6 protein-coding genes are annotated in these 6,729 nt (G+C 59.5%); 5 read left to right on the top strand and 1 reads right to left on the bottom strand.

Annotated features, from left to right (window positions below):
• From IQ273_RS28625 to argB, 4 genes are all read left to right on the top strand, one after another.
• Positions 1–289 (top strand): flavoprotein (locus IQ273_RS28625; protein WP_397198889.1); only part of this gene is annotated, 289 nt, incomplete at its 5' end.
• Between the two features lie 30 nt (positions 290–319).
• The gene (locus IQ273_RS28620) at positions 320–1,570 is read left to right on the top strand and encodes a hypothetical protein (RefSeq protein ID WP_194026515.1); all 1,251 of its coding nucleotides are present in this window, start codon (positions 320–322) and stop codon (positions 1,568–1,570) included.
• A gap of 71 nt (positions 1,571–1,641) precedes the next feature.
• Positions 1,642–2,205 (top strand): shikimate kinase, encoded by a 564-nt coding sequence (locus IQ273_RS28615; protein WP_194026516.1) that lies wholly within the window; start codon positions 1,642–1,644, stop codon positions 2,203–2,205.
• A 101-nt stretch (positions 2,206–2,306) separates the two neighbouring features.
• Positions 2,307–3,212 carry an acetylglutamate kinase gene (gene argB, locus IQ273_RS28610; protein ID WP_194026514.1) on the top strand — a complete coding sequence of 302 codons (906 nt, stop codon included), beginning with the start codon at positions 2,307–2,309 and terminating at the stop codon, positions 3,210–3,212.
• Positions 3,213–3,432: 220 nt separating this feature from the next.
• Here the strand turns inward: argB and IQ273_RS28605 are convergent, their stop codons facing one another.
• Positions 3,433–4,485 (bottom strand): hemolysin family protein, encoded by a 1,053-nt coding sequence (locus IQ273_RS28605; RefSeq protein WP_194026513.1) that lies wholly within the window; start codon positions 4,483–4,485, stop codon positions 3,433–3,435.
• 191 nt (positions 4,486–4,676) lie between these two features.
• On the opposite strand from IQ273_RS28605, the gene IQ273_RS28600 reads away from it, so the two are divergent.
• Entirely contained in the window at positions 4,677–6,578 is a 1,902-nt protein-coding gene (locus tag IQ273_RS28600) for an ABC transporter ATP-binding protein (protein WP_194026512.1), read from the top strand.
• The last annotated feature ends 151 nt before the right edge of the window (positions 6,579–6,729 follow it).

Here is a 6,729-nt window from a genome sequence, read left to right as displayed (position 1 = left end):
GCTCAGCTCTGACCTGCTGGAGCGGGCCGCCGATGTGCAGCTCAAAGAAGGCCGCAAGCTGGTGGTGGTACCGCGCGAAACGCCGTTTAGCCTGATTCATCTGCGCAACTTGACCACCCTGGCCGAAGCTGGAGCGCGAATTGTGCCCGCTATTCCCGCCTGGTATCACCAGCCTCAGACCATTGATGACCTGGTTGATTTTGTGGTCGCCCGCGCCCTCGACCAGCTAGAGATTGACTGCGTACCCCTCAACCGCTGGCAGGGGCATTTACCCCACGAGTCACGATAGGATGGGCAAGATGGCGTTGTAGGGCTAGATATGGCTACCGTACGTCTGATTGTGGTGGTACTGGTGCTGGGATTAGTGGTGCTGCTGGGGGTGCAAAACCTGGCCCCGGCGCTGCCGCTGGTTTTCTTGGGCGGTAGTACCCAGGCTCTGCCTCTGGGGGTTTGGCTGGCGGGGGCGGTGCTGCTGGGCGCACTGACGACCCTGGTACTAACGGCGTTGCTAGGTTCGCTGGGGGCTAGCAGCCGCAGCCGAGCGGCTGCCTATAAGTATCGGCCCCAATCGTTTTATGAGCCAACTGGCTCGCCCTCAGGGCCTAGTGCTGCCGCGCCCGCCAGTCAAGCCGCTAGCGATCGCCGCACACCCCCTTATACCAACCCCGCATCAAGGGCCGCTGGCTCTGGGCGGTCGTCATCTTCCCCCAACGATCGCCCCCAAGGCAGCGACTCAGCCGATGACGACCCCAGCTGGCGAGCCTGGACAAACCTGCGATCGCCTGCTCAGTGGAATGATTGGGAATCGCTCAGCCGATCCTCCCAGCCCGAACCCTCTTCTACCGCGTCGGGTACACCTCTAGACACAGCCTCGGGCATTATTGATGGCGTCACGACCTGGTTTAGCAGCAGCAAGCAGCGGGCCAAGCAGCAGCAGCGAGTCGACGAGTCGTTGCGATCGCTAGACGATGACTGGGACGGCCTTGAGAATCAGCCCTACAGAGCTGCTGGGGTTAGCCCGGTGCAAGATAGCCTGGACGAAATCAGCCAGGGCTGGGAGCAGAGCCAGACTAGATATTCCAGCGGTGACCCTGGCCATAACCCTGGCCGCGCTCCTGGCCGCAATTTTGAAGCCTCCCAAGCCCCCCGCCGAGTCTATCAAGACGGGTCGTTGTACTCCTACAGCTACCGCGATGAGGATGAATCACCTGCGCCCAGCGGCCAGGTTGACAACATCTACGCCCCGCCCGACGATGTCAGCTACGGCAGCGGCCCAGACCCCAGCTATGCCGACTCAGGTACTGAGTATGCCTCAGAGACTGTCTATGGTTTCGCCCCCAATGAAACCTACAACGCAGACCCCGATGACGATCCCTCCCCCCTCGGCGATCCCGAATTGGCCGAAGACGGCGTCGTCGATGCCGACTACCGGGTCATTGTGCCCCCCTACAGCGCCGCCGCCGAAGCCGCCGCCACCGCCGAAACCTGGACTAGCGACAGCAACGATAGCGTAGCCAACCAAAACGGCGACGACGACTGGGACGCCGCTGACGATGCCCTCACCCCCTAAGGATTTCCCCCCTTACTGTCCTCGTCTTTCCCACCTATCTGTCTACCCATCCATCTACTTCGCCTATGACCATGACCCTGACCGATCGCCTCAACGGCATCAACCTCTACTTGATCGGCATGATGGGTGCTGGCAAAAGCAGCACCGGGGCGGCCCTGGCCCAAACCCTGGGCTACCAATTCTTTGACACCGATGCGGTGATCGAGGCCGCAGCAGGACAGTCAATTCCCGATATTTTTGCGACCCAGGGCGAGGCCGTGTTTCGTCAGCTCGAAACCAAGGTGCTGGCAGAGCTTTCGGCCTACCGTCGACTAGTGATTGCCACCGGGGGCGGCATTGTCACCCAGCAGATCAACTGGAGCTACTTGCACCACGGCATTGTGGTGTGGCTAGACGCTCCCCTAGACGTGCTGCAAGCGCGATTGGCCGGAGATGCAGGTCGTCCGCTACTGCAGGGGCAAGACTGGGAGACTAAGCTCACAACCCTGCTAACCCAGCGACAGAGGCTCTATACCCAGGCCGATGTGCAGGTGAGAGTGGCTGCTGAAGACGATGTGGAGGCGATCGCCGCCCGCACCCTGGCTCTTATCGACCAAAGAATTCGTTCTGAGGCTGATTCTGCCGTGCTCAATTGATACACTACTGGCAATCTATACCCGTGCAGCTCAGGCATTGGAGATACTCCGCGCCGGGCTAAAAGTCGGGTCTATGCCCTGCTACCCCCATCTCCAGCACTATGGCTCAGTCTTCTCCTTCGCAAATAGGCAACGTCAACGAGGCCGAGGCTACCCGAGTTCGCATTCTCAGCGAGGCTCTGCCCTACATTCAACAGTTTCGGGGCCGCACGGTGGTGGTCAAGTACGGCGGCGCGGCTATGAAGGATGGCCGCCTCAAGGCCGACGTGGTGCGCGATATTGTGTTTATGGCCTGCGTAGGCATTCGCCCGGTGGTGGTGCACGGTGGCGGCCCCGAGATCAACATTTGGCTGGGCAAGCTGGGCATTGAGCCGCAGTTCAAAGACGGCCTGCGGGTGACCGATGCCCCCACCATGGACGTGGTAGAAATGGTGCTGGTAGGCCGGGTGAATAAGGAGCTGGTATCGCTCATTAACCAGGCCGGAGGCAAAGCCGTGGGCCTCTGTGGCGTAGACGGCAACCTGATTACCGCCCGGCCCCAGGGAGCCGAAGGGGTTGGGTTTGTAGGCGAAGTCAGCGGCATCGACTCGGGGCTGCTGAAGTCGCTGGTGGAGGCGGGCTATATCCCAATTGTGTCGAGCGTGGCCAGCGATGAAACGGGCCAGGCCTACAACATCAACGCCGATACGGTGGCGGGCGAGATTGCCGCCGCCCTGGGGGCCGAAAAGCTAATTTTGCTCACCGATACCAAGGGCATTCTAGAAGACTACAAAGACCCCTCGACCCTGCTGCCCAAGCTGGATATTCAGCAGGCCCGCCAGCTGATTGAAACTGGGGTAGTAGCCGGGGGCATGATCCCCAAGGTGAACTGCTGCGTGCGATCGCTGGCCCAAGGCGTCGGTGCCGCCCACATTCTCGATGGCCGGGTGCCCCACGCCCTGCTGCTAGAGATTTTTAGCGACCTGGGCATTGGCTCGATGATCGTGGCGTCGGAGTTTCGGGGCTAGGGATGAGGGTTAAGTGCAAGGTTTCAGGTTTATGGCAAACGTCCACTGAGCTAGGACAGATTCAACGTAGGGGCATTGCAGTGCAATGCCCCTACCAGAGGATTCCGCCTATCAAAATGGGCTAGCTCAATCAACTGCTGCAATCCGGTTTATGGCTGACCTTGAAGCAGACAGCTTGAACCTGCAACCCCACTCATCTATCACCCCGACTAAGCGGCGACTAAGAATCTGAGGGCCAGTTGAAGCCACGGGTGCGCAAGATATGCCGCCCGCGCTGGCGGGCCAGCTTTTGCAGGTCGATGCTGCGATCGGTTTCGTCGACAATTTCACCCGTCAGCACCTCCAGCACGTCTTCGAGGGTGACCACTCCCGACACGCCGCCGTACTCATCGACCACGACGGCCAGGTGCTCGCGGGCGGTTTGAAAGTCTTGCAGCAGCTTGTCGGCCCGCTCCGTTTCGGCTACAAAGCGGACTGGGCGGGCCACCTGAGCCAGCAACTGGTCGCCCTGGCCGCGAATTAGGGCGGTAAGTAGCTCATTTTTGAGCACCAGTCCCACAATGCGATCGATGTCGTTGTCGCTGATTAAAATGCGGCTGTGCTGGGAGTTCAGAATTTGGGTTTCGGCGGCGGCAATGGTGAGGTCACCCGAGAGATGGGTAACGGCTACCCGTGGCGTCATGATATCCACCGACTTCATGTCGTTGAGGCGAAACACCCGGCGAATCATTTCGGCTTCGTCGGCTTCGATGATGCCCTCCTGGTGACCGATAGTGGCCATGAGCTTAATCTCAGCCTCATTCGTGCTGGGACGGTTGGCATCTCCCACAAAGGGAGACGTAATTTTTTCTAGCAGCAGCACCACAGGGATAAATAGCCAGGTCAGCCCCTGCACCGGTATCGCCAGGGCGAGAGCAATGGGAATGGCGTAGCGCTCGCCCAAAATTTTGGGAAAGATTTCGCCAAACAAAATGACCAGCAGGGTGAGTAGGCCCGTAAACACCCCCAGTAGGGCGTCGTTAAAGACGTTGGCGGCAATGCCCCCAATTAGCACGCTGCCGACAATATTGAACAGATTGTTGAGAATAACGATGGTGGCAATGGGGCGGTTAATCTTTTGGCGAATCGCTAAAAGTGCTATAGCGGCGGGCTTTTTAGTCTCGGCCAGCTGTCTGGCCTTGAGTACTGGTACCGAGAGCAACGAGGCCTCGCTGCCCGAGCACAGGGCAGAACCGATAAGCATAATCAAAATGGCGATCGCAAGATTCAGCATGGGAGGGTTGGGGACGAACCAAATCGGTAAGAAAGACGCTGTTATGATTCATCTACTATGATCCATTAGCGAGATTAATCACGATCTCGTTATTCCGGTTTGGTGTGGCCGTAGCCGCGTACTGCAGGCCAGAGCTAGACTGGGCTGCTAAGAGATCATCCTGGCCCTGATCGTCCGTCTGACAACACCTAATGAGCGACATCATTCTTAACGTTAAGCACCTCACCGTTCACTTTGAGGTCGAAAATCAGCACATTCAGGCCGTCAACGATATTTCCTTTCAGGTGAAACGGGGGCAAACCCTCGGCATTGTGGGCGAGTCGGGCTCGGGCAAGTCGGTGACCTCGCTGGCGGTAATGGGGCTAGTGCCCAATCCGCCGGGCAAGGTGGTCAACGGCGAAATCTGGTTTAACGATGGCACAGGCGACCCAGTTGACCTCTGCACCCTCAGCGAAACGCAGCTTCAGCGCTATCGGGGCGGGCGGGTTTCCATGATCTTTCAGGAGCCGATGAGCTCGCTGAATCCGGTCTATACGATCGGGTTTCAGATGGTGGAGGCGATTCGTCAGCACCAAGCTATTTCTAAAGAAGAGGCCCAGCAGCAGGCGATCGCCCGGCTGCAAGAGGTACAGCTACTGCCCGCCGATAGCGACCTAGCCGCTACCGTCAAAGCCGAAAAGCCCCGCCTTGATGACATATCGCTCAAAGAAGAAGTCGATCGCCGCCAGCAGGCCATTCTCGATCGCTACCCCCATGAACTCTCAGGCGGCCAGATTCAGCGGGTGATGATCGCCATGGCGATCTCCTGCAACCCCGACCTGCTGATTGCCGATGAGCCCACCACAGCGCTGGATGTGACGGTACAGGCCACCATTCTCGACCTGCTGCGCGAGCTGCGCGATCGCCGGGGCATGTCGCTGATTTTCATCACCCACGACCTGGGCATCATTGCCGAGATTGCCGACCAGGTGGCGGTCATGTACCAGGGCAACATTGTCGAAGCGGGGCCAGTGCTGGACATTTTTGCCCAGCCCCAGCATCCCTACACCAAAGGACTGTTGGCCTGCCGCCCCCAGCCCAACCAGCGGCTGCGCCTGCTGCCCACCGTGACCGATTTTATGTCGAATGAAATGGGTGCGCCCAATGGTAGCCAGCCCGGTGCCGTCCTGCGCGAGCGCACCCTTGATGCCGAAGCTCAGGCCCGCTTTGCGTCCTGGACCGACGCCGAGCTAGCCGCCCGCGCCGAAACCCTGGCCGCCAATGGCCCCCTGCTAGCGGTCGAGAACCTGCGGGTGGGCTACCCCGTGCGCGGCGTGTTTGGCAAAACCCACCGCCATGTTATGGCGGTGCAGGATGTGTCGTTTCAAATTCAAAAGGGCGAAACCTTTGGCCTGGTGGGCGAGTCGGGCTGCGGCAAAACCACCCTGGGCCGCGCCCTGCTGCGGCTGGTGCCCACCATGGGCGGCAAGGTCTGGTTTGAGGGCCGCGACGTGCTGGGGCTGGGCGCATCGCCGCTCAGGCAGCTGCGCCGCGATATGCAGATTGTCTTTCAAGACCCCTACAGCTCGCTCGACCCGCGCATGAGCATTGGGGCAGCGATCGCCGAACCGCTCAAAATCCACGGCGTGATCAAGAGCAAGCGCAACCAGCTAGAGCGCGTTGCCTACCTGCTCGATCGCGTCGGGCTGCCCACCTCCTGCATCAACCGCTACCCCCACGAGTTTTCGGGCGGGCAGCGCCAGCGGGTTTGTATTGCTCGTGCCCTGGCCCTCAACCCCAAGTTCATTATCTGCGACGAGTCGGTTTCGGCGCTGGATGTGTCGGTGCAGGCCCAGGTACTCAACCTGCTCAAAGAACTCCAGGCCGAGTTTGACCTCACCTACATTTTCATTTCCCACGACCTGGCGGTGGTGAAGTTTATGAGCGATCGCATTATGGTGATGAACCAGGGCCGAGTCGAAGAGATTGGCCCTGCTGAGCAAGTCTACCGCCAGCCCCAAACCCCCTACACCCAGGCGCTGATCAACGCCATCCCGACCGGCAGCCTCGATCGCATTCAGGAATTGCAGCGCGATCGGGCCACGGTAGCGTAGCTAAAGCTGGCACTTCCTAATTGAATCAGGGACTCAGCAAAAGACACAGGGTGCCTTCTAGATAAATGGCAGAGGTTTTTGCTCATCGCTCCAGGCACAGGGTGCCTGAAAGCGAGTTGCTCGCAGATGCTGCATTAGTTTTCGTTGAGGT

This window comes from Nodosilinea sp. LEGE 07298 (genome assembly GCF_015207265.1).
Lineage (GTDB): Bacteria > Cyanobacteriota > Cyanobacteriia > Phormidesmidales > Phormidesmidaceae > Nodosilinea.
This window is presented reverse-complemented; position numbering and strand designations above follow the sequence as displayed.